This is a genomic window from Burkholderia sp. ZZQ-2 (genome assembly GCF_050768715.1).
In the GTDB taxonomy this organism is placed as follows: Bacteria; Pseudomonadota; Gammaproteobacteria; order Burkholderiales; family Burkholderiaceae; genus Burkholderia; species Burkholderia cepacia.
On the sequence record NZ_LDVA01000337.1, the window covers coordinates 1 to 25930 of the forward strand.

Below are 25930 nucleotides of genomic sequence, written 5' to 3' on the forward strand. Positions count from 1 at the left end.
GTCGCGACGAGCGCGCGCCAGTCGTCGCGTTCGACCTTGCCGGGCTTGCGCTCGCCGAACAGCAGCGCGACGTGGTCGCCCTGCCGATCGAACAGCTCGAGCGACGTGACGATGCCGTCGCTCGTCGGCTTCTTCACGACCCACGCGGCGGCGATCAGGTCCTCGCGCACGTGCAGGTTGAAGCCCGGATCGAGCACGTTGATCCACGCGCCGACCTCGCGCACGTTCGCGACCGGGCCCGTATGAATCTGGATCATCCCCGCGTTGCCGACGAACACCATGATCGGCTGGCCGCTTTGGGCGGCCTGTTCGAGCACGTGGCGCAGCGCATGCGCGGTTTCGACCGGATACGCGTATTGCGGATCGGCGAGGCGCAGCGCCTGCATGCGGCTCACGCCGAAGCGCTGCGTGATGCCGAAGAACTGGTGCGTGTCGGTCATCGCGTCCCAGGCGGCGCGAAAACCCGCGACGTCGATCTCGGTGTCGGCGCGCTCGGGCGTTTTCGGCGCGGCGGCCGCGACCTCGAGTCCCGGCTCCTGCGACGGCGCGCGCCAGCGCTCGACGAACGCGTCGTACGCGGCGTGGTCGCTGTGCGCGCGCAGGTAGACCTTGTGAATCGCATGCCCCTGCGCGTCGAAGAACTGCAGGCTCTTCAGCGGGCCGTGCGCGGTCTCGTCGCGCACCGCGAACGCCGACACCCAGTGACGATAGAAGATGCGCAGGTCGATATCGCCGAGCGCGAGGCCGACAGGCCCGTCATGGCTCATCTGCGCATATTCGCCGTCCTTCTCGTGGACGGCCGTGTCGTTGCGCGTGAGCGCCATTACGCGGCCGAGGCGCGGCATTTCCTCGAACATCGCCGGAAAGCGCGCGTCGAGCCGCACGACGTGCTCGCCGACGAACGCGGCGAGCGCCTCGCCTTCGCTGACGCCGAGCGCCTGCGCGACGTCGCGGTTGCGCAGCTGGCGCTCGGTCTTGAGCTTGATGAACGCGTCGCGCAGCGCGGCGGCCGCGCGGGCCGGCGTGGCCGGTTGACCGGGAAGGGCGGATTGCATCATGTCGGACTCCTTCAAGTAACGGTTGGGGTGGCAGCGCGGGCGGCGCGCATCAGAAATCCACTTTCATGCTGACGGCGACCGTGCGTCCGGACGACGTATACGCATCGAGCACCTGCGAATCGGCTGCGATGCCGCGCACGTCCGACCAGTTCCAGTATTTGCGGTCGAACAGGTTGCGGATGCCGATCGTCGCGCTCACGTGCTTGTTGAAGCGGTAGCCGCCGCGCAGGTCGACGACGAACGACGACGGCGGCGAGAAGCACGTCTTGTTCGAACAGTCGGACTTGTCGATGTCCTTGTCGCGTTTCGCGGCCTGGAACAGCAGGTCGGTCTGCACGAACCAGCGTTCGGTCGGCTCGTAGCGCACGCCGAACACGGCGGAGAACGGGTTGACGGTGTTGAGTGGCTGGCTCGCCGCGCCGTCGTTCTGCGTCGAGCCCTTCGTGAACGCCATCGCCGTCTTCAGCGTGATGCCGTTCGGCATCACCCATTCGGCGCGGCCTTCGAGGCCGTGGATGCGCGCGTCGGCGAAGTTCACGTACTGGAACACGAACGGGTCGGCCGGCCGGCCGCTGCCCGCGATCGTCGTGCGCGAGATGAAGTTGCGGTAGCGGCCCGTGAACGCGGCCGCGCTGTAGCGCACGACGCCGTAGCCGGTGCCGGCCTTGCCGCGCAGCCCGGCTTCGAAGGTATCGCTCGTCTCGGGCTTCAGGTTCGGATTGCCGATCGACGTATAGCCGTACACCGGGTTCGAGAAGCTGCTGTTCACCTGGTCGGGTGTCGGTGCGCGGAAGCCGTGCGCGTACTGCGCGTACGGAATGACCGCGGGCGTGATCTCATAGAGCACGGCGACGCGCGGCGACAGTTCGTTCGCGCTGGTCGACACGGCCTTGCCGGTGAACAGCGGATCGTTTTCGGTCGGGCTCAGCCGGTACGTGTCGAAGCGCAGGCCCGGCGTGACGAGCAGGCGGCCGTAGCCGATCTGGTCCTGCAGGAACGCGCCGAACAGCGTGTAGTCGGTGTCGGGGAACGCCTTGTTCGGGAACGCTTCGCCGACGCCCGGCACCGTGCCGTCGCGCAGGTTCGTCACGCGCGACACGCTGCCGTCGACGCCATACAGCAGCTTGTGCGCGAACGGCCCGGTCGCGAAGCCGCTTTCGGCGAACGCCGAGCCGCCGAACGTGCGTTCCTTGTACTGGTTGTCGCGAGAACGCGATTTCAGCGGCGCGCCGCGCGTCTCGAACGCGTACTGGTCCTGCTTCGCGTCCTGGTAGTAGAACTGCACGTGCGCGGTCTGGAACCAGCGGAACGCATCGTCGCGGAAATCGTAGTCGACGCTGAAGCGGTTGCGTTCGAGCCGGTCGTTCGTCGTGAGGCCGAGCGTGTTCGGCGGATTGATCGCGGACAGCACGTCGGTGCTCACGCGCCGCTGCACCGTTTCGGCGGTGAGCTTGAACGTGTCGCGCGCGGTGGGCGTCAGTACGAGCTTGCCGAGCAGCGATTCCGAATAGACGTCCTGCGGGTTCGACGTGGTGCGCAGCGTGCTCGCCGAGTTGTTGCTGCCGCGCGTGTCGACCTCGTGGCCGCGCCGGCCGTCGGCGATGATCATTCCCTGGACGCGATCGTTGCCGCCCGCGGCCGACACGGTCGCGCCGATGCTGCGGTCGGCCGAGTCGTAGCTCGGCCGGAACGAGAAGTAGTAGGGCTTGTTGTAGATCGACAGCAGGTCGCGCGGATCCTTCGTGATGAAGTTCACCGCGCCGGTCAGGCCGTCGCTGCCGTAGAGCGCCGACGCCGGCCCGCGCAGGATCTCGATGCGCTTGAGCGTGTCGAGATCGGCGTAGTCGCCGCGCCCCGCTTCGAGCGGGCCGAATGAAAACGCGTTCGGCAGGCGGATGCCGTCTTCCATCAGCAGCACGCGATTGCCTTCGAGGCCACGGATGTTGATGCTCGAATCGCCGTCGCGGCCGCCGCCGAGCGCGGCGCTGCCGGGCCGGTACGCGGTGCGGCGCACCGTGATGCCCGGCTCGTAGCGCAGTGCATCCTTGATGTTGGTGGCCTGCTGTTCCTCCAGATCCTCGTCGGTGATCACCGAGACGGACGCAGCCGTGCGGCTCGTGGCCGTTGCGGTGCGATTGGCCGTGACGGTGACGGGGTCGAGCAGCGCCGCATCGCCGCGCGTGGACGCGGCAACGAGCAGGGTGGAAGGCGGGGTGGCGCCTTGCGGCGACGAATCGGCGTGAGCCGGGGCGGCGGACAGGCCGAACGCGCCGAACAGCGCGGCACAGATCGGCCGCCGCGCCAGCGTATAGCAATGCACAGGTGGTCTCCCATTGACGAAAACAAGCCCGAAGGCTGGCTGGGTGACGCGTTCACCTGGCTGGCCCGCCCGCGCACGGAATGCGGCGAGCGGCGAATTGAAAGGCAACTGACAATTTTGCCAGTGTAAATGAGAATTATTATCAATACAAGAACGAAAAGCGGCGCGCGTGGGTGAGCGCTCACCTGCGCGGCTCGGGCGAGCCGCGCCGGAAAATACGGAAGAAACGCGGGCCGTGGAGCAAGCCCGTCACGAGCGTGAACAGGCTCTAGGCGAGTGCTTCGATGCGGATCAGCAGGTTGCGCGCATGCGTGATGAACGCATCGTGGGTCGCGCGATCGCCGTGGCCTTCGAGGCCGGCCTGTTCGGCGAACGCGATCTGCTCGGTGTAGAGGTCGACAAGCGCACGGCGTGCATCAGGGGGAAGCGCGCGGACCATCGACACGATCAGCAGTTCCTGCGCGCGAAGCGTGCCGGACAGCGTCTGGACGTTCATGCTGGCCTCCTCGGACGATGCGGCGACGAGCCGCTCTTTCCATACTAGGCGGTCGGCGTACGCAGCGCAGGCGAGGCGTCGGCGGAATGCGATTCGACGGGGCAATCGAGGGCGCCGTTGCGCGACGCGAAACGCGCCGCGCGCGGCCGGGCACCACGAATTGAAGCGTGCAGGGATGCGAACGGAATCAGCCGGCCGTCGTTGCGGCCCGCGCATCGCGCACGACCTGCGCGACGCGTTCGACGAACTCGACGTCGACGCTCGACAGCGCTTCGCGCTTGCCGTCGGGCATCTCGACCATCAGGCGATACGTGACGTCCTGCGTGGTCCATGCGAGATAGCCGACGACGGCGAGCATCACGCCGACGACGAGCGCGGCGCTCGATCCGGCGATGCCGCCCGCGACGGCGGCGGCCGCGCCGATCAGCGAGATCAGCGACGGCACGAGGCGGTTTTTCGGAATCTTGACGACATCGACGTGGCGGATGTCACGCAGCGCGAATACCTGCCCGGCGGCCGACAGGCCGTTGCGCGTGATCATCACGCCGCGTTCGTTGAATGCGTTTTCCATCGTGTGTTGCGTGGACGAAAACGCGCAGCGTAGCAGGTTTCGTTGCTGCATCAAACGAGACCGACTGCCGCACGATGCGTGCGGCGCGCTCGAAAGACGGGCAGCGGGTGGAACGGGACGGCGTTCAGAACTGCAGCCGGCCGTCGCCGTAAAGCCGGCCCGGCACGTGCGACGCGACGACCTCGGCGATCTCTTCGTCGGTCGATTCGGCCGGCACGATCTGGCGCCGCGCGGGTGCGTCGAGGTGCATCGTCCATTCGACGAGACGATACGGTCGTCCCCACGGGCGCTGCATTTCGACCGATACGCGGCAGCTCTGGACCGGCATCGAGTGTTGGCACGTCAGAATCGCGTGCAGATGGCTGAAAACGGTATCTTCGATCATCATGGCCTCCGATCCTGTCTTGTGGGCAATCGATGGCGGCGCCGTCGGCGGTTCAAAAAAAAAGCCGCCGATGTTCAGGCGGCCAACAGGGGGGGTGAGAGCATCCTCTCAGCCCAGAATTAAGCGAAACTTAAAAGCCCATAAAAAAGCGCCCCGCGTGGAGCGGGGCGCTTCTTGCCGTCGTGATCCGCGAGTTAAGCGGATGCTTTAGAACTTGTGACGGATACCGATACGAGCGGCCAGCTGATTCGACGAACCGTTGCCCGACGTGTTGAAGTAGCTCGTGCTCGAACCGATCTGCGCTTGCACGTTGTTGCCCGACGCCTTCTGGTAGACGACCAGGCCGTACACGTCCGTACGCTTGCTCAGTGCATAGTCGAGGCCCACGTTGCCCTGGTTCCAGTGCGCGGAGCTGCCGCTTTGCGTCGCGCTCGTGTACGTGTAGCCCGCTGCTGCCGACAGCGCCGGCGTGAACGCATACTTCACGCCTGCCTCGTATGCGTTGTAGAACGTGCCTGATGCGCCGGCCGCGATCGGGGTGAACTGCGTGCGCGTCCAGAGCAGCCATGCCGTTGCCGGGCCGAAGATGTAGCGGCCGCCGACGCCGTACGTGCGCAGGTCGCGGATGTTCGTCAGCGCGAGGTTCGCGATCGACGTCGAGAAGGCCGGCGTCGACTGGCTCGGGAAGCGGATGTCCGTGTAGGCTGCGCCGACCGACAGCGGGCCGTTCGCGTAGTTCAGGCCGAAGCTGTATGCGCGCGACGAGCCTGCCGTCGTCGTCGTGCCCGACGTCGTTGCCGGTGCGCCGGCGAAGTCCGTCGAGTTCGAGAAGCCGTACAACGCGCCGAACGTGAAGCCCGAGTAGTTCGCGCTCTGGAACTTCACGGCGTTGTTGATGCGGCTCGACGTGAGCTGGTCGATGTCGTTCACGTGGTACGCGTAGTTGCCCGCGACCGTGTTGCCGCCCGTCGAGTAGTTCGAGCCGAGGATGTCGGTCGAGAACGAGTACTGGCGGCCGAACGTGACCGTGCCGTATTGCGACTGGCTCAGGCCGACGTAAGCCTGGCGGCCGAAGATCGCGCCGCCCTGGCCGATCGTGCCGTTACCGCTGTTGAAGCCGTTTTCGAGCACGAAGATCGCCTTCAGGCCGCCACCGAGGTCTTCGGTGCCGCGCAGGCCCCAACGGCTGCCCTGGGCAACGCCGTCGTCATACTTGAACAGCTTGCCCGAGCCGCCGTTGGCGGTCTTGCTGTGGTTCACGTAGCTGATACCGGCATCGATGACGCCGTACAGCGTCACGCTGCTTTGTGCGTGCGCCGTGCCGGCCGTTGCTGCCAGGACGGCGATGGTCAACAGTTTCTTGTTCAAAGGATTCTCCGAGCGAATAAATGGCGTGTCCAGTTGCGGTTCCGGCGCTCTCTGTGGGCGCTTTCACGGACCGGCGGCAACTTTATCGAGGGGCCACGTAATGAATATGACAGCGACTGTCATATGAAGAATGTGTGGCGCCGATGCGACACTGAATTCTGCCCGGTTGTACCGTCGCGGGTTATACCGAATTCGGCTGAGAATCGATCCGGCCCCGGAATATGCACATGAAATAAGCTTGGTTGGTGGCGTTCCGGCCCCGTGCCACGATCCGTCTTCCAACAAACGACACGGGACAAGAGGACACCATGCGACGTTCATTCCTGACCGGCCTCGGCGCGCTCGCAGCCGCACTGGCATTCGCGGCGCCCGGCGCGCACGCCGACTCGCAAACGCTGAAGATCGGCACGATGAGCGGCCCCGACGCGCAGATCTGGACCGAGGTGACGAAGGTCGCCGCACGCGAAGGCCTCGCGATCAAGGTCATCGAATTCAACGACTACGTGCAGCCGAACGCGGCGCTCGATGCCGGCGACCTGGACGCGAACGGCTTCCAGCACCAGCCGTTCCTCGACAGCCAGATCAAGCAGCGCGGCTACAAGATCGTCAACGTCGGGCTCACCTACACGGCGCCGATGGGTTTTTATTCGAAGAAGATCAAGTCGCTGAAGGATTTGCCGGTGGGCGCGAAGGTCGGGATCCAGAACGATCCGTCGAACGGCAACCGCGCGCTGCTGCTGCTGCAGAAATACGGCGTGATCAAGCTGAAGCCGGGCGTCGGCACCAACGGCGTGAACGCGACGCCGCTCGACGTTGCCGAGAACCCGAAGAAGATCAAGATCGTCGAACTCGACTCCGCCCAACTGCCGCGCGCGCTGCCCGATCTCGACGCCGCGTCGATCAACACCGACTACGCGGTCAAGGCCGGGCTCACGCCGGTGAAGGATGCGATCGCGATCGAGGACCTGCGCGGGCCGTACGCGAACCTGATCGCCGTGCGCGCGCAGGACAAGGACAAGCCGTGGGTGAAGAAACTCGTCGCGGCCTATGAATCGGCCGACGTGCGCAAGTTCATCGACCAGAAGTTCGGCGGCGCGATCGTGCCGGCGTTCTGAACGCCCACGCGTGCCTTCGCCCGGCCGGATGGATCGCCGGGCATTCCGGAAAGCAAATCGCCCGCGCAAGCGGGCGATTTCGTTGGTGCGCGCGGGTGAGCGCCGGGGGATGCCCGATACGCGCCGTGACCCGGCGCGCGGGCCGGCCGCTCAGGCCGACAGCAGCGAACCCGTGCGGATCGCGGTCGCGCCCGCGATGCGCGCGACTTCCATGCCGGCCGTCGCGAAGCGCACGATCTGGCGCGCGTACAGCACGCCCGACACGCTGCTCTTCAGCGTGACGACACGATCGGTCAGCGGATCGACGATGTCGGCCACGGCCTGGCCGGCCTCGATCATCACGCCGACCGGCGTGCGGAACACGATCACGCCCGACACGGGCGCGACGAGCGGATCGGTGCCCGCGAGCGGCGTGGCCGGATGCGCGAGCGGCGGCAGCGGCGCCGGCGTGCCTTCGACGACACCGCGCTCGGTCAGGTATTCGACGATCGCCTGCGCGTCCTTTTCGGCGAACTCGTACGACACGTCGCGTTCGCTGCGCAGTTCGACCGTGACGGAAATCGCGCCGTTCGGGATCGGGAAGCGGTCGCCGAAACGGCTGCGCAGATCCGACCAGCAGAAGCTGTGGATTTCATCGAACGGATTGCCGACCGAATTCAGCGCGAGCAGCGACGCCTGCGCGTCGAGATAGCGCGCCAGCGGCTCGACGTCGGTCCACAGATCGGGATTCGTGTAGAGGTGCATCACCGCATCGCTGTCGCAGTGCAGGTCGAGCACGATATCGGCGTCGAACGACAGCTTCTGCAGCGCAAGGCGCTGCGAATCGAGCTCGGTGCGCGGCTTCTGCTCGTCGAGCGCTTCGCGCATCGCGGCGCGCACGGCGACGAGGTTGTGCTGCGCATCGTGCGTGAGGCGGTGTTCGACGCGCGGCAGCACGAGCGCCGCGAGATCGTAGAAATTGCGGTTGAAGTTCTGCATCGAGCCGAGCTCGAAGCGGCCGAGGTGATCGCCGAACACGTGCTGCGACAGGCCGATCGGGTTCGGTACGGGCACGATGACGACTTCGCCGCGCAGCTTGCCGGCCGTTTCGAGGGCGGCGATCTTGCGGCGCAGCAGCGTGGCGACCAGCATGCCGGGCAGTTCGTCCGCGTGCAGCGACGACTGGATGTAGACCTTCTTGCCGCCGCGCGGGCCGTAGTGAAAGCTCGTGATCTGGCGTTCGGTACCGACGGCGGGGGAAATCAGCGGATGGGTCTGCGTTTGCATGATGGGGGAGTGCGGCGCAGCCGCGAATGATCCGGTGTGCGTGGAAGATCGATTGTACGTTGCCTTCCTCGCCCCCATCAAACCGGCGCCAGAACGCGCCGATTTTCGTTGCGAATCATCAGGTTGGTGCGGAAAAAATAACGCCGCGTCCGCCGTGCACGAAAAAAACGGGCTCCTTGCGGAGCCCGTTCGTGCCGAAGCGAAGCGTGCGCTTGCGTGGCGGATTACTTGCCGTAGACGTCGAAATCGAAGTACTTCTTCGCGATCTTCGCGTACGTGCCGTCCTTGCGCATGCCGGCGATCGCGCTGTCGATCTTCGCCTTCAGGTCGGTGTCTTCCTTGCGCAGGCCGATGCCGGCGCCTTCGCCGAGCGTCTTCGGATCGTCGAGATCCTTGCCGGCGAAGTCGTAGTTCGCGCCGCGCGGGGTCTTCAGGAAGCCGATTTCGGCCTGCACCGCGTCCTGCAGCGCGCCGTCCAGACGGCCGGAGATCAGGTCGGCGTAGACCTGGTCCTGGTTCTGGTAAGGCACGACGTTCACGCCCTTCGGGGCCCAGTACGTCTTCGCGTAGGTTTCCTGGATCGTGCCCTGCTCGACGCCGACCGACTTGCCCTTCAGCGATTCGGCCGTCGGCATCAGGCCGGCACCCTTCTTCGTGACGAGGCGCGTCGGCGTGTTGAACAGCTTCGCCGAGAAGGCGATCTGTTCCTGACGCGCCGGCGTCATCGACATCGACGACAGCACGCCGTCGAACTTGCGGGCCTTCAGTGCCGGGATCATCCCGTCGAAGTCGTTTTCGATCCACACGCACTTCGCGTTCATGCGGCGGCAGATTTCGTTGCCGAGATCGACGTCGAAACCCACAACCTTGCCGTCGGCGCCTTTCGATTCGAAAGGCGGGTAGCTTGCGTCGACGCCGAACCGCACGGTCGACCAGTCCTTCGCATACGCGCTGCCGGCCGATACGGCGAGCAGGGCAACGGTCACAGCCGCAAGAATCTTTTTCACCAGGTGACTCCTCGTTTTGTTCGATGGGTGCGCGGTTGTGCCGCGCCGTAAGCCTTCGGCCCGCCGCGGCTTCGCGTCAGGCTGTCCGTTTCGCCCACCCGATGCGGGCGCGCGACGTGCGCAAGATTATCAAGACAAAATACCGGCAGGGCGCCTAGGACAAGCCCCGATACCGGGCCCGGCGGCGGCGCGTTGCGTGCGCCGCCGTTTCAGACACAGGAACGATTCAGCCGAGCGTTTCGTTGACCGCACGCTGCAGGCACGTGACGAATTGCGTGACGGCGGGCGTGGGCAGCAGGTCGCGCCGCGCGATGATCGACAGGTCGAAGCGCGGCATGCGCTCGTCGAGTTCGGCCGTGCGGATGCCGAGCGGCGCGACCGTCGCGGCGAGCGGGCGCGTGAAGCAGCCGATCACGTCCGAGCGCGCGACGAGCCCGAGCGTCACCGCGAACGACATCGGCGAGCGCAAGAGCCGCTTCGGCAGCGGCAGCCCGTGCGCCTGGAACATCCCGACCATCACGCTGTGCGGAAACTGCTCGGCGCCGACGGTGACGATCCACTCGGCATCGAGCAATTCCTCTAACCGGCGCGCGTGCGCGAGCGGGTGGCCTTCGCGCATCACGACGGTGAATTCGGTGGACAGCAGCGGCAACTGCGTGAAATCGCGGTCGAGCGCGGGCACGTGGTGCATCGCAGCGATGTCGAGCGTGCCGTTGCGCAACTGCGCGAGCGCGTCGGGCACCGTCACTTCCTCGAGATACAGGCTCACGTCCGGCATCGACCGGCGGAACGCCGTCACCGCGCGCGGCAGTGCCGTCAGCGCGATCGACGGCATCGTGCCGACCGCGACGCGGCCGGACATCTCGCCCTTCACCTGTTCGACGGCCTCGACCGTGCGGCGGATATCGCCGAGCAGTTGCTCGGCGCGCGGCAGCAGCGCATGGCCGCACGCGGTCAGCTCGACGCCGCGGACGCTGCGCGCGAGCAGCTCCGCGTTGAGCGCCGTTTCGAGCTCGCGGATCGTATGCGTGATCGCGGGCTGCGTGACGCCGAGTTCGCGCGCCGCGGCGCGCAGGCTCTTGTGATGCGCGGCGGAGACGAACGCCTGGAGCTGCGCGATGTTCAGGGGATTGCGGATGCGGGTCATCGATCGGGTCCGGTTGGCGCGAAAGGGGGCGGCGGCTGGATGCTTCAGGTAGTGATCCTGACGAACGTCACGCGCCGGTGCGTGCGCGGAACGTCTGGCGATAACGCTGCGGCGACGTGCCGACGATGCGCACGAACCGCTCGCGAAATGCGGTGACCGAACCGAATCCGGCTTCCGTCGCGACATGCTCGATCGACAGCGCCGTCACCTCCAGCAACTGCTGCGCGTGCCTGACGCGCGCGGTCTGCAGCCATTGCCGCGGCGACGTGCCGGTCTGTTCCTGGAAGCGCCGCGTCAGCGTGCGCACGCTCGTCGATGCCTTGCGGGCCATCTCGTCGAGCGTGAGCGGCTTGCGCAGGTTCGCCTGGAGCCAGTCCATCAGGTCGTGCAGCCCGTCGCCGCCGGTCGGCCATTCCGGCGCGATGAACTGCGCCTGGCCGCCTTCGCGCACGCGCGGCGCCACCGCGCTGCGTGCGGCGTCGACGGCAACCGCCGCGCCGTAGTCGGCCTGGATCATGTGCAGGCACAGGTCGAGGCCGGCCGCCGCGCCGGCCGACGTCAGGATGCGCCCGTTGTCGACGAACAGCACGTTCGGATCGACGTCGACGTCCGGATAGCGGCGTGCGAGTTCGGCGGCCGCGAGCCAGTGCGTCGTCGCGCGCAGGCCGTCGAGCAACCCGGCTTCCGCGAGCACGAACGCGCCGCTGCAGATCGACGCGATCCGGCAACCGCGCGCGGCAGCCGCGCGCAACGCCGCGAGCACGCGGGGCGACGTGGGCGCGAGCGGCTCGGACGTGCCGGGGACCATGATCGTATCGGCGCCGGCCAGCGCGTCGAGCCGAAACGGCGGGCGCAGCTCGAACAGGTCGCCGGTGACGCGCGGCTGTTCGCTGCACACCCGCACGTGGTAGGCCGGCGCGACGTCGGGCGACCGCACGCGCGCGAACGTGTCGCAGGCGACGCCCAGGTCGAACGGGACGACATCGGGCAAGGCAAGAACGGCGACCGTGTGCATGGCGTTCGCGGCCGTGGCCGGAATCCGTTGAAAGATGTCATTCTAGCCAATGGCTCGAACCCGCACCACGCGCGACAATCGCGGCGGATCAACCTGGAGCCCGCCGATGAAACAAGACGATCGCAACGCGTTGCGGAACCTGCAGTACCTGTCGTTGCTGGAGGCGGCCACGCTCGTCGTGCTGGTGTGCGTCGCCGTGCCGCTCAAGCATCTGGCCGGCTACCCGGTCGCGGTATCGATCATGGGGCCGGTCCACGGCATCGCGTTCGCGATGTACGTGTGGGCGGTCGTCGGCACCGCATCGAGCGGGCTGTGGAGCAGGGACGACGTCGCGCGGCTCGTGCTGTCGGCCGTCGTGCCGTTCGCGGGGCTGGCGAGTGCGGGATGGATCGCGCGCCGGAGGCACGCGCGATGATCTACCTGATGATGAAGACCGTGCACGTGGCGGCCGTCGTCACGTTCGTCGGCGGGCTGCTGATGCTGTCCGTCGGTGTCCGGATCGCGAACCTCGCCGTGCATCGCGCGGTGCGGCGCTGGGATCGCACGGTGACGGCGCCCGCACTCGCGATCGTCTGGATCACGGGGATCGCGATCGCGCTGAGCGGTCACTGGTTCGGCGCGGCGTGGCTGCCGGTGAAGCTTGCGATCGTCGTCGCGCTGTCGGCGCTGCACGGCATGCTGGCCGGCACGCTGCGGCGCATGGAGCGCGACGATCTCGTCGTCGTGCCGACACCGTGGCTCGGGCAGGCGGCGGGCGCGGTCGTGGCCGCGACGGCGATCGTCGTCGGGCTGGTCGTGATCAAGCCGTTCTGACGAGTGCCGTTTCGACCGCCGCCAGCGTACGGCGCCGGATCCAGCCGCTTCCCAGCCGGATCGCGAGCCAGTACGGCGTGAGCAGCCAGCGCGTGCGCTCGCTCGGGCAGTGGATGAACGTTTCCGTGCGCAGCATGTGCGCGCCCGATGCGAGCCCGACGACCTCGAAGCGGAGCACCAGCTTCGCATCGCGCGGGTCGTCGTGCCGCACGAAGGCCGTTGCGTCGGCGATCGTTCGAACGTCGGGCGTGGGACGCCAGAAGCGGCCGACGAGGCCGAGCGACAGCGATGTGTCGTCGCGGTGGAGCAGCGTGAACGAGTCGAAGCCGAAGCGCGCGTGTTCGGGGCGGGCCGGCCCGTTGCGGAGCGCGCCGGCGACGGCGGCCGGGAATTCGCGCACCATGAGCAGTGCGTCGATGACGGGATCGGCGCGCATGTCGAGCGACGCGACGGCGTCGATGATGCGCGCGGGCGGCGCGTCGATCGGCTGCGATTCATGCACTTCGTGGAACCCGAACGACGGGATGAACGGCGGCTTGCGCGCCGAGGTCCGGGTGCTCGATTCGGAGACGATGCCGAGCGCGTTCATCGCGGCTCCTGAAGGGGGCAAAGCGCGATCGTAGCACCGGGCGCGAATTTGCGTCGCGCCGTTTCCGCGACGCGCATCATGCTGCACTGCACGCACAAAAAAAGCCTGGAAACTTGCGTTCCCAGGCCTGGAGACCATCAACGACGATGGTGGAGGAGACGATGTCGTCCCGATGCGCGCCGCCCTTCTGCAGGCGACGTCGCGCAGGTTTCGCGGTCAGATCGCCCAGCCGCCGAGATAGAACGTGACGAGCACGGCCGCGATGAGCACGGTGCCGACGTTCAGCTTGCGGAATTCGCCGCTGGCGATGCGGCCGATCACGAGCGTCGAGAAGCCGAGCATGATGCCCGTCACGATGTTCGCGGTCAGCACGATGAACACCGCGCACACGAGGCCCGACATCGCGTCGACCATGTCGTCCATGTGCAGCTTGCTCACGCTGCCGAGCATCAGCAGGCCGACGTACATCAGCGCGGGTGCGGTGGCGTACGACGGCACGAGGCCCGCGAGCGGCGAGAAGAACATCACGACGAGGAACAGCAGGCCGACCACGGCGGCCGCGAGGCCCGTCTTCGCGCCGGCGGCCACGCCGACGCTCGACTCGATGTAGGCCGCCGCCGGCGCGCCGCCGAGGAAACCGGAGAAGATCGAGCTGATCGAATCGGCGGTCAGCGCGCGGCCGCCGTTGATGATGCGGCCGTTCTCGTCGAGCTGGCCGGCCTGGCCCGCGACCGCGCGGATCGTGCCGGTCGCGTCGAACACGGCGGTCATCACCAGCGCCAGCACGCTCGGCAGCACGGCCATCGACAGCGCGCCCTTGATGTCCATCGCGCCGATCAGCGATGCGTGGCCCGGTGCGCTCAGCGACGGCAGCGCGAAGACGCCGTGGTACTTCACGGCGGGATCGAAGATCAGCCCGAAGATCGAGATCGCGATCACGACGAGCAGGATGCCGCCCGGCACGCGACGTTTCTCGAGGCCGAAGATCGCGGCGAGGCCGACGACGGACATGATCACCGGGAGGGCGGTGATCTGGCCGAGCGAGACCGGCAGGCCGGCGCCCGGGTTCTTGATCACGAGGCCGACGTCGTTCGATGCGATCAGCAGCAGGAACAGGCCGATGCCGATCCCGGTGCCGTGCGCGACGCCTGCGGGCAGGTTGCGCAGGATCCACGAGCGCACGCCGGTCACCGAGATGCCGGTGAACACGAGGCCCATCAGGAACACGGCGCCGAGCGCGACCGTCGGATGCAGCCCCTTGCCGAGCACGAGGCCGAACGCGGTGAACGCGGTCAGCGAGATCGCGCAGCCGATCGCGATCGGCAGCTTCGCCCACAGGCCCATCAGCAGCGAGCCGAATGCGGTCGTGAGGCAGACCGCGACGAACACCGCGCTCGTGTCGAAGCCGGCCTTGCCGAACATGCCGGGCACGACGAACACGGAATAGACCATCGCGAGGAAGGTGGTGACGCCGGCGACGATCTCGGTGCGTTGCGTGCTGCCGCGCGACGAAATGCCGAAGTACCGGTCGATGACTCCCTGGGTGCCAAAGTCAGATTCTGCCGCGCCGACGTCGACCGTCGGCTGCACCGGGGTATCACTCATGAGCTTGCTCCTTTATCAGCATGCTGAAACGGCCCGTAGCGAACCGTCGTCAGGGTGTCTCGTATCTAGTTGGGATTTGTCGGCAACGTCGTGGGGACGAATGACGCGTGATGCGTGTCGTTACGTGCGAATCGAAACGATCGCGAGGGTGTCGCGTCGGACGACGCGTGGTGTGGTCGACCCCGTCACGTGTGCTTTGCCGTAGCGAAGGTTAGGCGAGCGGCCCATCACGTCCCATCGGGGGAAGTGCATGCAGCGCATGTCGCAGCGCTTATATCGGCGTGCGACCGGGCTCCGTCGCGACGACACGCGTGTATACGCCTAGTTCGAATCCGTTAAGGCGACTATTTGAATGCAGGGTCGACGGGCAGGGCGGGAGCGGGTGAGGCATTGAATCTTACGAATATCTTTCATCGAGGCGGTGCACGCGCATGAAAACGGCGGCGCGCGACGCGATGCGGTGCGCGGCCGTGTACAAGCGGCACCCGGATGATACCGATGCCGCACGCGGCTTGCGCTCGCGCGTTCCGGCCCTCGTCGCTTCGGTCGCGCCGGTCGCGTCAGGCGCTTGCGAGATGCGCGAGGTACGCGCAGAACATGTCGGCCATCGCGGTCGAATAGGCGTCGATTTCCGCCGGCGTGCGCGCGGTTTCGGAGAACGCCTTGCCGCCCGACGTGAGCGTCGTCATGAGCAGCTCGCAGGCGAGCGCATGCGCGGCGTCGGGCACGCCGGGCAACGCTTCGCGCATGAACGCGTTGAAGACCCGGTTGCCTTCGGCTTTCACTTCCTGCGCTTCGGGGGCGTCGCGATAGAGCGGTGCGGCGTCGTCGAGCGCGATGCGCATGCTCGCCTCGTCGCATTCCGACTGGATGAACGCATGGACGGCCGTGCGCAGTCGCTCGGGCGGCGTCTTCTGCGTGTCCTGCAGTATCTGGCACAGCATGTCGGACGTCTGCCGCCATTCGTCGTGCTGCAGCCGGAACAGCACCGACGCCTTGTTCGGGAAGTACTGATACAGCGAGCCGACGCTCACGCCGGCGCGCTCGGCGACGCGCGCCATCGTGAAGCGCTGCGCGCCTTCGGTCGCCAAAACCTGAACAGCAGCCTGGAGGACGTCTTCGACGAGACGGGTCGAGCGCGCTTGCCGAGGCAGCTTGCGCGTGGCAATCGGGGCGTTTCGGCGGTCGGTCATGGGCGGTTGGCCAATGCGAATAGTAAAACCTGAATAGTTCGTCATATTCTAGTCGGGCGCACTGACGCACTCAACCTGACACCGGAGATTCGCATGACCACCCTGATTCACGACCCGCTGGCGTCGCTGCTCGCGCGCCTGTTCGACGAAGCCGAGGCGGCGTCGCCCGCGACGAGCCCGGACTTCGCCGACCTGTCGCGCGACGAGCAGGCGCGGCTGATGCGCAGCAAGACGGACTACACCGATCTGTATGCGCGCCTGAAGGACTATCCGCTTCCCGTGTCGCGCGAGACGGGCACGCTGCTGTACATGCTCGCGCGCAGCCGCGGCGCGCGGGCGATCGTCGAATTCGGCACGTCGTTCGGCATTTCGACGCTGCATCTCGCGGCCGCGCTGCGTGACAACGGCGGTGGCCGGCTGATCACGAGCGAGTTCGAACCGTCGAAGGTCGCGCGCGCGAGGGCGAACCTGACGACGGCCGGGCTCGCCGATCTCGTGGAGATTCGCGAGGGCGATGCGCTGCGCACGCTGGCCGCCGATCTTCCGGATTCGGTCGACCTGTTGCTGCTCGACGGCGCGAAGGGGCTGTATCCGGAGATCCTGGCGCTGGTCGAACCTCGCCTCGGCGCGGGGGCGTTCGTCGTGGCCGACAACGCGGAATACAGCCCCGACTACCTCGCGTACGTGCGCGCGCCGGAAAACGGCTATCTGTCGGTGCCGTTCGGCGGCGATGTCGAGTTGTCGATGCGGATACGCTGAACGGGCGTAACGCGGGTGTCGACGCTGTCACGCTTCCGCGCATGAAAGACAGGAAAACTGAATGAATGGCGGCGTGGCAGCGTGGTGGCAGGAAGCGGGAAGAGGCCCGGTGCCGGCGGCGCCGGGCGTTACCTCACTTCACTTCAGGAACACATAGCGTGCGAAGTAAGGAAAGCGTCCGACCGCATGCTCGGTCGTGCACGTCGCGGCCGGCGGCGTGCCGCCCGCCGTGTCGAGCCGCTGCACGAAGCGCACGCCGGCAAGCGTGCCGGTGGCGGCCGGCGTGGCCGCGAGCAGCAGTTGAGGAACGCTGCCCGGGCGTGCGCTCGGCGCTTCTTCGAGCTTCTTGCCGGTGATGCGGCTGCCGTCGAGTGCCTCCCACGACGGGCCCGCGCCGTGCCGGACGACGAGGGTGCCGCCGGCATCGAACAGCAGCGCTTCGGGGTACTGGAATGCCCACGCGAGCCGGTGCCCGGCATCGTATTCGCAGGCATAGACCTGCATGCCGCTCGCGGTGGTCGACAGCACCGGCGTGGCCGGCTCGGGCGGCGCGAGGCCGGCGGCCTCGTCGGCATGCGCGGGCGCGGTGAACGCCGCGCAGGAAAGACCGGCCGCAAGGGCCAGCAGCATGTCGCGTGTCGGGGAACGGCTGGGCATGGCGGAGCGTCCTCTCAGGTCGGGTGACGGTCGTGTGAAGTCGATCTCGTCAACACTAGACGCCGATGGCGCGGGCCGCAACCCGGAAATGACAATCGCGGCGCTAGCGGCCGCGATTGTCCGGGGAAGGCGGATGCGCGATCAGCGGATCGCAACCGGGTTGATGTTGACCTGCGTGGAGCCGACGTACAGCGGCTGGCCGAGCACGAACAGGAATTCCCACGCCTTGTCGCGCACCAGCGCGCGGCTGTCGATCAGCTCCAGGTTGTAGATGCCGCGCTTCGCGAGCATGTACTGGTTGATCGGGAATTCATCCTGCGTGTGCGGATTCGGATAGACCTCCGACGCCCACGTGTCGCCGCCGAACGCGACGATTCCCTGGTCGGCCAGCCATTTCGCGGCTTCCATGCCGATGCCGGGCTCGACTTCGAGGAACTGCTTGTTGTCCTTGCCGATCAGCTCGAGCCAGCCGGTGTTGAACAGCACGACGTCGCCCTTGCGCAACGTCAGCCCCTGTTTCTTCAGCACGGCCTGGATGTCGGCGACCGTGAACTCGGTGCCGCCCGGCACGATCGGCTTGCCGTAGTAAGCGGTCATGTCGAGCACGACGCCGCGCGTGACGATCGGCGGCACCTTTTCGACGCCGAGCTTCTTCACGCCGTCGACGGTCACGAAATCGGCCGCCCGGTTGCCGTTGTAGTACACGTTGTCGATGCCGATGTGGCCGATGCCGTTGAGCTGCGTGCCGACGCCGGTCCACGCGTTCACGAGCTCGTCGTTGAACGTGAACCTGTTCGGGCCGAGGCTCTTGCCGGCCTGCTGGCCGACCTGCACGTTGTACAGGCGGAAGCTGCGGTGGCGGAATGCCGGCAGGTTCTTGTCCACCGGCACGGCCAGCGGATAGGTCTTGCCGGCCTTCACGAGGCCGACGGCCTGCTTGACGACGTCGGGCGTCAGCAGGTTGGCCGCGCCGATTTCGTCGTTCGCGCCGTAGACGGACGGATACCAGTCGGCCGCGGGTGCGGCCGGCGCGGCGTGTGCCGCCTGGGCCGCCGCGAACGGCAGGATCGCGGCGAGCGCGAGCCGGGCGAGCGTTGCTTTCATTCCGGACTCCGGTGAATCGTTACGCCGCGGCTTGCGCGAGCGTCGGGTAATCGGTCAGGCCCCGGGCACCGCCGCCGAACAGCGTGTTGCGGTCGTGCGGCGCGAGCGCGGCGCCGGTGCGCAGGCGTTCGGGCAGGTCGGGGTTCGCGACGAACGGGCGGCCGAACGCGACGAGGTCGGCCCAGCCGGCGGCGATCGCTTCGCGTGCGCGCTCGGCGGTGTACGCGCCGGCGTAGATCAGCACGCCCGGGTACGCGGCGCGCAGCTGCTGCTTGAATGCGACCGGCATCAGCGGCGCGTCGTCCCAGTCGGCTTCCGCGATGTGCAGGTAGCCGACGCCGAGCTCGCCGAGCAGCTTCGCGGCCGCGAGATAGGTCGTTTCCGGATCGTCGTCGACGCAGCCGTTCAGCGTGGTCAGCGGCGCGAGGCGGATGCCGACGCGCGTCGCGTCGCCGGTGCCTTCGATCAGCGCCTGCGTGACTTCACGCAGGAAGCGCAGCCGGTTCTCCAGCGAGCCGCCGTATTGGTCGGTACGCGTGTTCGCGTTCGAATCGATGAACTGGTTGACGAGGTAGCCATTCGCGCCGTGCAGCTCGACGCCGTCGAAGCCGGCTTCGATCGCGTGGCGCGCGGCGGCGCGGTACTGGTCGACGATCTCGCGGATTTCGTCGACGGACAGCGCGCGCGGCTCGGATGCCTGCACGAAGCCCGGCGTGCTGCCGTCTTCACCGGCGATGAACACGTTCACGCCCTTCGCCTGGAGCGGCGACGACGATACGGGTTGCGCGCCGCCGAGCAGGCTCGTGTGGCTCAGGCGGCCGACGTGCCACAGCTGCGCGAAGATGCGGCCGTGCGCGGCATGCACGGCATCCGTCACCTTGCGCCAGCCGGCGACCTGCGACGGCGTGTGAATGCCGGGCGTCCATGCGTAGCCCTTGCCGAGCGGCGCGATGTAGGTGCCTTCGCTGACGATCAGGCCCGCACTCGCGCGCTGCGCGTAATACGCGGCCATCAGTTCGTTGGCTTCGTCGCCGGGCTGGCTGGCGCGCGAACGCGTCATCGGCGGCATCACGATGCGGTTCGGCAGCGTCAGCGTGCCGAATTGCAGCGGTTGGAAAAGCGGGTCCTGGGTCATGATGGAGTCCTGTCGGTGCCGCGGCCGGCTGGCCGCGGACGATTCGATTGAGAGAGCGGTGCGCTTAGTCCCACTTCGGCGCGAGGCCGGCCGGGTCGACTTCGCGGCCGTTGCGCTCCAGCGCGGCGATCTGCGCCATGTCTTCGTCGGTCAGGCGCAGCGTCTGCGCGAGCAGGTTGCTCGCGAGGTTCTCGCGCTTCGTCGACGACGGAATCACCGAGTAGCCGAGCTGTAGCGCCCACGCGAGTGCAACCTGTGCCGGCGTCGCGTCGTGACGCTGTGCGATCGCGCCGATCACCGGGTCGCCGAGCACCTTGCCGTACGCGAGTGTCATGTACGACGTCACGTGGATGCCTTCGGCGTTCAGGAACTCGACGAGCTTGCGGTTCTGCAGGTACGGGCTCAGTTCGATCTGGTTCGTCGCGATCGCATCCTTGCCGACGGCCGCGATCGCTTCCTTCGTCAGTTCGATGTTGAAGTTCGAGATGCCGATCTGGCGCGTGAGGCCCTTCGCCTTCGCGTCGGCCAGCGCGGTCATGAACGCCTGGATCGACACGCCGTTGCCCGGGGCCGGCCAGTGGATCAGCGTCAGGTCGACATAGTCGGTGCGCAGCTTGCGCAGGCTTTCCTCGAGGCTCGCGACCAGCTTTTCCGGTGCGTAGTTGTCGACCCAGATCTTCGTCGTGAGGAACAGGTCTTCGCGGCGCACGCCCGACGCGGCGATCGCTTCGCCGACTTCGGCTTCGTTGCCGTAGATCTGCGCGGTGTCGATCGCGCGGTACCCGACTTCGAGGCCGTTGCGCACCGAATCGATGACCACCTGGCCTTGCAGGCGGAACGTACCGAGGCCGAATGCGGGAATGTTGCTCATCAAGTGCTCCTGAAAGGGGTGGAACGGTTGCGGTATGGAAGTCATTCTGGCGCTTGAGACTGATGAGATAAACGCCTTTAGAGGTCAAAAATATTTGATTTGAATTCAAATATCGGTCGTGCGGCGGGCTCGCTCGAGGCCGTTGCCGGCCTTATGCGGCGCGCGTCTGCGCGTTTGCCTTCGTCTTCGCGTGGAATGCCGGCAGCACGTCCGACGCGATCTCGGCCATCGTCTCGTCGAGCGGGCGGCGGTTGCGGCGGAAATGCAGGCCGATGTGCCGTACACCCGCGTCGCGCATCGCCGCGAGTTCTTCCGTCAGCGCGATGCGTCCGGCGCGGGCGCCGAAGCGGTGGCGCTGCAGCGGCTCGTGCGGATCTTCCGCGAGGTCGAGGTGGATGAAGCTCACGTAGGGCTTGTCGCCGGCCACCGCGCGCCAGTTCGCGGCGCGCTGCGCGTGGTCGGCCGGCGTGCCCGGATACGCGAGGCAGCCGTCCATGTGTTCGCCGATCCACGCGGGCGTCTGCTGGGCGAGACCCGCGACGAGCAGCGGCACCGGCGAGCGCGCGGCCGGCAGCACCTCGAGGCCCGGCGGCAGGTGCCCGCGCGCGCCGTCGCGCAGCAGTGCGACCTGGTCGCGGAAATTCGCGCCGCGCGACGCGAAGTCGCGGCCGAACAGCGGATATTCGACTGGCCGGTCGCCGCTCGCGACGCCGAGCATCAGGCGGCCGCCGCTCAGTTCCTGGATCGTCGCGGCCGATTTCAGCGTCAGCAGCGGCTCGCGCAGCGGCAGCACGACGGCCGCCGTGCCGAGCAGGATGTCGTTCGTGATGCCGGCAAGGTAGCCGAGATACGAGAACGTTTCGAACACCTGCGCGGCGTCGCCGAACGACGGGTCGTACACCGGCACGTCGCGCACCCAGAGCGCGCGGAAGCCGAGCGTGTCGGCCAGCTGCGCAAGCTCCGCGTGGATCGCCAGGTCGGGCACGCCGGGGCGGCGGCCCTGTTGCTGGCGCTTCGCATCACCGGCCGGCGACCAGTCGTTGTCGAGCGGCAGTTCGATGCCGACGCTGAAGCCGCCGTCGGCGAGTTTCTCGAGTGAAGTGGACATGGTCGGGCTCCGTTCAGACCGCGCGCAGGCTGCCTTCGAGGCGGTAGAAATCGAGCGACGCCGCGGTGAAGAACGAGCGCGACGTGCCGGCGGCGAAATCGTCGACATGTACGACCGTCGCGCGGTCGGCTTCCTGCCACGAGATCGCGTAGGTGTCGCCGGCGACGTGCTGCCACGTGTATTCGACTTCACCCTTCGCGCCCGCGTACGGGCCTTCGGTGATCTCGTAGCGCATGTGGAGGCCGTCCTCGTCGTACGCGTTGAGCGCGGTGAGACCGTCGTAACGGACTTCGAAAGTCTTGCCGGCGAACGGCGGACGTTGGGTCGATGCGTTCATGCTGGTTGGCTCCTGCAAAAAGTGACGTTCAATGAGCGAGTTCGACGGGTTCGGCCGTGCGTTCCGGCAGCCCGTGGCGGCGGTCGAGACGGCCGCTCAGCGCGGTGAGCGCGAACGCGCCGAGCGTGACGACGGCGGCGATCCACGGCGTGTGGCCGAGGCCGACGTTCGCGACGATCAGGCCGCCGAGCGACGAGCCGCCGGCCACGCCGAGGTTGAAGGCGGCGATGTTGAAACCCGATGCGACGTCGGTGGCGTCCGGCGCGAAGTGGCGCGCCTGCGTGACGACGTACACCTGCAGCCCCGGCACGTTGCCGAACGCGACCGCGCCCCATGCGAGCATCGTCAGCACCGCGAGCCATTTCACGTGGATCGTGAAGGTCAGCGCGAGCAGCACGATCGCGAGCAGCAGGAAGATCCGCTTGAGCGCCTTCACGGGGCCGACGGCATCCGCGAGCTTGCCGCCCCACACGTTGCCGAACGCGACCGACACGCCGTAGCCGACGAGCACGAGGCTGACCTGCGACGGCGTGAAGCCGGCGATCTGTTCGAGCAGCGGCGCCATGTACGTGAACGCGATCAGCGAGCCGCCGTAGCCGACGGCCGTCATCGCATAGACGAGCAGCAGGCGCGGCTGGGCCAGCACGCGCAGCTGGCGGGCGAGCGGCGCCGGCGGCGTCTGCGGCAGGCCGCGCGGCACGAACGCCACCGCGCCGAGGAACGCGACGAGGCCGAACAGCGCGACGATCAGGAACGTCGCGCGCCAGCCGAAGTGCTGGCCGATGAAGGTGCCGAGCGGAATCCCGGCGACGAATGCGACGGTCATTCCGCTGAACATCGTCGCGATCGCGCTGGCGGCCTTGTCTTTCGGCACGAGCGTGGTCGCGATGATCGAGCCGACCGAGAAGAACACGCCGTGCGCGAGGCCGGTGAGCACGCGCGCGACGATCAGCGATTCGTAGCTCGGCGCCTGCCAGGCGACGAGGTTGCCCACGGTGAAGAGCGCCATCAGCCCGGCGAGCAGCGTCTTGCGCGGCACGCGACCGGTGAGCGCGGTGAGCAGCGGCGCGCCGATGGCGACGCTCAGCGCATAGAGGCTGACGAGCAGGCCGGCCGACGGCAGGCTGACGCCGAGATCGGCGCCGATCGTCGGGATCAGCCCGACGATCACGAATTCGGTCGTGCCGATGGCAAAGGCGCTGATGGTCAGCGCAAGCAGGGCGAGTGGCATGATGGGATCCAGGTTCCAGTAAGGATGGATCGCAGTGTGCCGACTTTACTTTTGCGGAAAAACTGGTCTATAAACCAAATTGTTTTGATTTCAGATCAACAATGAAGATCACGCTCGACGAACTCCAGGCCTTTGCCGCCGTGGTCGACACCGGTTCGATTACCGCGGCGGCCCAGCAGCTCGACCTCACCGTGTCGGCCACGAGCCGCACGCTCGCGCGGCTCGAGGAGAAGCTGAAGACCACCCTGCTGCGCCGGACCACGCGCCGGCTCGAACTGACCGAGGAAGGGCGCGCGTTCCTGCAGGACGCGCGCGCGATCATCGAATCGGTCGAGACGGCGGAAGAGCAGATGCTCGCGCGGCGCGAGATGCCGTCGGGGCGGCTGCGCGTCGACGCGGCGACGCCGTTCATGCTGCACGTGATCGTGCCGCTCGTACGCGGCTATCGCGAACGCTTCCCGAAAGTCGAGCTGGAACTGAACAGCAACGAGGGCATCATCGACCTGCTGGAGCGGCGCACCGACGTCGCGATCCGGATCGGGTGGCTGAAGGATTCGACGCTGCACAGCCGGCGCATCGGCAACAGCCGGCTGCGCATCTTCGCGAGCCCCGCGTATCTCGAAGCGCACGGCCAGCCGCGCAAGGTCGAGGATCTCGGCAAGCACACGCTGCTCGGCTTCACGCAGCCCGAATCGCTGAACGTGTGGCCGATCCTCGGCGCGGACGGCGAAGCGTGCCGCATCGAGCCGGACATCTGTTCGTCGAGCGGCGAGACGTTGCGGCAGCTCGCGCTGGAGGGCGCGGGTGTCGTCTGCCTGTCGGATTTCATGACCGCGCAGGATCGCGAGGCCGGGCGGCTTGTGCAGGTGCTCGCGCGCCAGACGCTCGAGGTCGAACAGCCGATCAACGCGGTGTATTACCGGAATACCGCGATTTCGTCGCGGATCGCGTCGTTCGTCGATTACATGATCGAGGTGCTGGGCGGCGGGAGCGGCGGCAGCGATGCGCCGGCGCGGCGCAAGGCGGCGTGGATGGGGACGGTGTAGCCGGGGAGGGCTGCATCGTTGCCGCCGGGCGCCGTTCCCGCGCGGGACGGCTCGGCGGACTTCCTCCTGCCGAAGCGAACGGCGCGGAGGCGGGCGCGCCGATGTGATCCGGCATGCCGACGGCGCTTGCGCTGCCGACATGCCGTCGCGTGCCGCGCTTCCTACGCTTCCTCGGACCACGACATCCCGTCGCGCGCGAGCAGCGCCGACGAAGCCGCGGGCCCGAACGTGCCGGCCGTGTACAGGCGCGGCCGGTCGCCGAGCTGCTTCCAGCCGTCGAGGATCGGCTCGACCCACGACCAGGCGGCTTCGAGCTCGTCGCGCCGCATGAAGTGCGTGAGGCGGCCGCGGATCACGTCGATCAGCAGCCGTTCGTATGCTTCCGCGCGCCGCTCCGGAATCGCCTGCTGCAGGTCGAGGTTCAGGCTCACGGGCACCATGTTCATCCCGCTGCCCGGTTCCTTCGCGAGCATCTGCAGCTGGATCGACTCTTCCGGCTGAAGCTGGATCACGAGGCGGTTGCTGTAGTGGCGCGGGCCGGTCGGGATGATCGAGAACGGCATGTCCGCGAACTCGATCACGATTTCCGACTGGCGGCGCTGCAGCCGCTTGCCGGTGCGCAGGAAGAACGGCACGTTCGCCCAGCGCCAGTTGTTGATGTGCGCGCGCAGCGCGACGAAGGTTTCCGCGCGGCTGTCGGCCGGCACGTTGTCTTCCTCGAGGTAGCCCTTCACCGGCTGGCCGTCGACCGCGCCGGCCGTGTACTGGCCGCGCACCGTGTCGCGCGCGACGTCGGAGAGCGCCATCGGCCGCAGCGAGCGCAGCACCTTCAGCTTCTCGTCGCGCACCGCGTCCGGGTCGAGCGACACGGGCGGCTCCATCGCGACGATGCACAGCAGCTGCAGCAGGTGGTTCTGCACCATGTCGCGCAGCGCGCCGGTATGGTCGTAGAAGCCCGCGCGGCTGCCGACACCCACCGTCTCCGCCACCGTGATCTGCACGCTGCGGATGCTCGGCGCCTGCCACAGCGGCCCGAAGATCGGGTTGCCGAAGCGCAGCACCATCAGGTTCTGCACGGTTTCCTTGCCGAGATAGTGGTCGATCCGGTAGATCTGCGATTCCTCGAAGTGCTTGCCGACCGCGTTGTTGATCGCCTTCGCGGACGCGAGATCGTGACCGAGCGGCTTTTCGAGGACGACGCGCGAGTGCCTGTCGACGAGATGCGCGGCCGACAGGTTGTCGCAGATCGTCGTGAACAGCTCCGGCGACGTCGACAGGTAGAACACGCGGATCGCGTCGCCGCGCGCCGCTTCCGCGAGCCGCAGGTAGTCGTCCGGCGCGTTCACGTCGATCAGCACGTACTTGAACAGGTCGAGGAAACGGCTCCAGGCGGCGGGATCGAACGCCTTTTCGTCGATGAACGGGCGCGACTGCTCGTCCATGAACTTGCGATAGCCGTCGATGCCCCAGTCGCGGCGGCCGACCGCGATGATGCGCGTCTCGGGCGGCAGGTTGCAGTGCAGGTGCGCCATGTACAGCGCGGGCAACAGCTTGCGGGCGGCCAGGTCGCCGCCGCCGCCGAAGATGATCATGTCAACGGGCCGGTCGGCCGCGGTCTGGGTAGGCTGATTCGTCATGGGAGGTTCGCGTCTGAAACGGTGAGCGTGGAACGAACGTCGAAGGCGCCGGGCGCCGGTACGGCAAAACCCTAATAGTGCACGCATTTGATGGATC

26 protein-coding genes are annotated in these 25930 nt (G+C 67.4%); 5 read left to right on the forward strand and 21 right to left on the reverse strand.

From position 1 onward, the window contains the following. From ABY44_RS31845 to ABY44_RS31870, 6 genes are all read right to left on the reverse strand, one after another. Nucleotides 1-1058: hemin-degrading factor (locus tag ABY44_RS31845; protein WP_431643184.1), on the reverse strand; the 1058-nt coding region annotated here is incomplete at its 3' end. A 49-nt stretch (nt 1059-1107) separates the two neighbouring features. Next, on the reverse strand, nt 1108-3378 hold the full coding sequence (locus ABY44_RS31850) for a TonB-dependent hemoglobin/transferrin/lactoferrin family receptor (protein ID WP_060359363.1): 2271 nt from the start codon (nt 3376-3378) through the stop codon (nt 1108-1110). A gap of 268 nt (nt 3379-3646) precedes the next feature. Next, nucleotides 3647-3874 carry a hypothetical protein gene (locus ABY44_RS31855; protein ID WP_027790410.1) on the reverse strand — a complete coding sequence of 76 codons (228 nt, stop codon included), beginning with the start codon at nt 3872-3874 and terminating at the stop codon, nt 3647-3649. A 187-nt stretch (nt 3875-4061) separates the two neighbouring features. Next, the gene (locus ABY44_RS31860; protein WP_059684083.1) at nt 4062-4445 is read right to left on the reverse strand and encodes a DUF6232 family protein; all 384 of its coding nucleotides are present in this window, start codon (nt 4443-4445) and stop codon (nt 4062-4064) included. 124 nt (nt 4446-4569) lie between these two features. Next, nucleotides 4570-4830, reverse strand: coding sequence for a DUF2866 domain-containing protein (locus ABY44_RS31865; RefSeq protein WP_011353838.1), 261 nt, complete (start codon nt 4828-4830; stop codon nt 4570-4572). A gap of 207 nt (nt 4831-5037) precedes the next feature. Further along, on the reverse strand, nt 5038-6198 hold the full coding sequence (locus ABY44_RS31870; protein ID WP_431643187.1) for a porin: 1161 nt from the start codon (nt 6196-6198) through the stop codon (nt 5038-5040). 308 nt (nt 6199-6506) lie between these two features. Between ABY44_RS31870 and ABY44_RS31875 the strand changes: the two genes are divergently transcribed. After that, a complete protein-coding gene (locus tag ABY44_RS31875; protein ID WP_027790413.1) occupies nt 6507-7313 on the forward strand; it encodes a MetQ/NlpA family ABC transporter substrate-binding protein in 807 nt (268 codons plus the stop codon). A 150-nt stretch (nt 7314-7463) separates the two neighbouring features. Here the strand turns inward: ABY44_RS31875 and ABY44_RS31880 are convergent, their stop codons facing one another. The 4 genes from ABY44_RS31880 to ABY44_RS31895 form a co-directional block, all read right to left on the reverse strand. Next, on the reverse strand, nt 7464-8579 hold the full coding sequence (locus tag ABY44_RS31880) for a succinylglutamate desuccinylase/aspartoacylase family protein (RefSeq protein WP_027790414.1): 1116 nt from the start codon (nt 8577-8579) through the stop codon (nt 7464-7466). Between the two features lie 224 nt (nt 8580-8803). After that, the gene (locus ABY44_RS31885; protein WP_027790415.1) at nt 8804-9586 is read right to left on the reverse strand and encodes an ABC transporter substrate-binding protein; all 783 of its coding nucleotides are present in this window, start codon (nt 9584-9586) and stop codon (nt 8804-8806) included. Nucleotides 9587-9812: 226 nt separating this feature from the next. After that, nucleotides 9813-10733, reverse strand: coding sequence for a LysR family transcriptional regulator (locus tag ABY44_RS31890; RefSeq protein ID WP_060173980.1), 921 nt, complete (start codon nt 10731-10733; stop codon nt 9813-9815). Between the two features lie 67 nt (nt 10734-10800). Next, nucleotides 10801-11748 (reverse strand): GlxA family transcriptional regulator, encoded by a 948-nt coding sequence (locus ABY44_RS31895; RefSeq protein WP_060173979.1) that lies wholly within the window; start codon nt 11746-11748, stop codon nt 10801-10803. Nucleotides 11749-11854: 106 nt separating this feature from the next. Here ABY44_RS31895 and ABY44_RS31900 point away from each other — a divergent pair, with 106 nt between their 5' ends. Together ABY44_RS31900 and ABY44_RS31905 are read left to right on the forward strand one after the other, a co-directional pair. After that, on the forward strand, nt 11855-12163 hold the full coding sequence (locus ABY44_RS31900; RefSeq protein ID WP_431643192.1) for a DUF3817 domain-containing protein: 309 nt from the start codon (nt 11855-11857) through the stop codon (nt 12161-12163). Next, nucleotides 12160-12561 (forward strand): CopD family protein, encoded by a 402-nt coding sequence (locus ABY44_RS31905; RefSeq protein WP_431643234.1) that lies wholly within the window; start codon nt 12160-12162, stop codon nt 12559-12561. The genes ABY44_RS31900 and ABY44_RS31905 overlap by 4 nt, the downstream gene beginning before the upstream one ends. Here the strand turns inward: ABY44_RS31905 and ABY44_RS31910 are convergent. The 3 genes from ABY44_RS31910 to ABY44_RS31920 all read right to left on the reverse strand — a co-directional run bounded on the left by ABY44_RS31910 (nt 12548) and on the right by ABY44_RS31920 (nt 15993). After that, entirely contained in the window at nt 12548-13150 is a 603-nt protein-coding gene (locus tag ABY44_RS31910) for a hypothetical protein (protein WP_021156468.1), read from the reverse strand. The two genes, ABY44_RS31905 and ABY44_RS31910, sit on opposite strands and share 14 nt — an antisense overlap. Before the next feature lie 216 nt (nt 13151-13366). Further along, a complete protein-coding gene (locus ABY44_RS31915; RefSeq protein ID WP_021156467.1) occupies nt 13367-14755 on the reverse strand; it encodes an NCS2 family permease in 1389 nt (462 codons plus the stop codon). A gap of 560 nt (nt 14756-15315) precedes the next feature. Continuing rightward, nucleotides 15316-15993 carry a TetR family transcriptional regulator gene (locus tag ABY44_RS31920; protein WP_431643194.1) on the reverse strand — a complete coding sequence of 226 codons (678 nt, stop codon included), beginning with the start codon at nt 15991-15993 and terminating at the stop codon, nt 15316-15318. A gap of 48 nt (nt 15994-16041) precedes the next feature. Between ABY44_RS31920 and ABY44_RS31925 the strand changes: the two genes are divergently transcribed. Then, complete coding sequence (locus ABY44_RS31925; RefSeq protein ID WP_431643195.1) at nt 16042-16707, forward strand: O-methyltransferase; 666 nt, start codon at nt 16042-16044, stop codon at nt 16705-16707. 138 nt (nt 16708-16845) lie between these two features. Here the strand turns inward: ABY44_RS31925 and ABY44_RS31930 are convergent, their stop codons facing one another. The 7 genes from ABY44_RS31930 to ABY44_RS31960 all read right to left on the reverse strand — a co-directional run bounded on the left by ABY44_RS31930 (nt 16846) and on the right by ABY44_RS31960 (nt 23150). Then, on the reverse strand, nt 16846-17364 hold the full coding sequence (locus tag ABY44_RS31930; protein ID WP_059699776.1) for a DUF3455 domain-containing protein: 519 nt from the start codon (nt 17362-17364) through the stop codon (nt 16846-16848). A gap of 141 nt (nt 17365-17505) precedes the next feature. Further along, on the reverse strand, nt 17506-18468 hold the full coding sequence (locus tag ABY44_RS31935; protein WP_059699774.1) for a cyclase family protein: 963 nt from the start codon (nt 18466-18468) through the stop codon (nt 17506-17508). A 19-nt stretch (nt 18469-18487) separates the two neighbouring features. After that, entirely contained in the window at nt 18488-19603 is a 1116-nt protein-coding gene (locus tag ABY44_RS31940) for an alkene reductase (protein ID WP_060173974.1), read from the reverse strand. Between the two features lie 64 nt (nt 19604-19667). Next, a complete protein-coding gene (gene dkgB / locus ABY44_RS31945) occupies nt 19668-20474 on the reverse strand; it encodes a 2,5-didehydrogluconate reductase DkgB (RefSeq protein ID WP_059590975.1) in 807 nt (268 codons plus the stop codon). Between the two features lie 151 nt (nt 20475-20625). Continuing rightward, complete coding sequence (locus ABY44_RS31950; protein ID WP_059684101.1) at nt 20626-21582, reverse strand: LLM class oxidoreductase; 957 nt, start codon at nt 21580-21582, stop codon at nt 20626-20628. A gap of 13 nt (nt 21583-21595) precedes the next feature. Then, the gene (locus ABY44_RS31955; RefSeq protein WP_060173973.1) at nt 21596-21919 is read right to left on the reverse strand and encodes a MoaF-related domain-containing protein; all 324 of its coding nucleotides are present in this window, start codon (nt 21917-21919) and stop codon (nt 21596-21598) included. Nucleotides 21920-21947: 28 nt separating this feature from the next. Then, nucleotides 21948-23150 carry an MFS transporter gene (locus tag ABY44_RS31960; protein WP_431643198.1) on the reverse strand — a complete coding sequence of 401 codons (1203 nt, stop codon included), beginning with the start codon at nt 23148-23150 and terminating at the stop codon, nt 21948-21950. A gap of 101 nt (nt 23151-23251) precedes the next feature. On the opposite strand from ABY44_RS31960, the gene ABY44_RS31965 reads away from it, so the two are divergent. Further along, entirely contained in the window at nt 23252-24196 is a 945-nt protein-coding gene (locus ABY44_RS31965) for a LysR substrate-binding domain-containing protein (RefSeq protein ID WP_431643200.1), read from the forward strand. Between the two features lie 161 nt (nt 24197-24357). Here the strand turns inward: ABY44_RS31965 and zwf are convergent, their stop codons facing one another. Then, on the reverse strand, nt 24358-25833 hold the full coding sequence (gene zwf, locus ABY44_RS31970; protein WP_060083781.1) for a glucose-6-phosphate dehydrogenase: 1476 nt from the start codon (nt 25831-25833) through the stop codon (nt 24358-24360). Between the last annotated feature and the right edge of the window lie 97 nt (nt 25834-25930).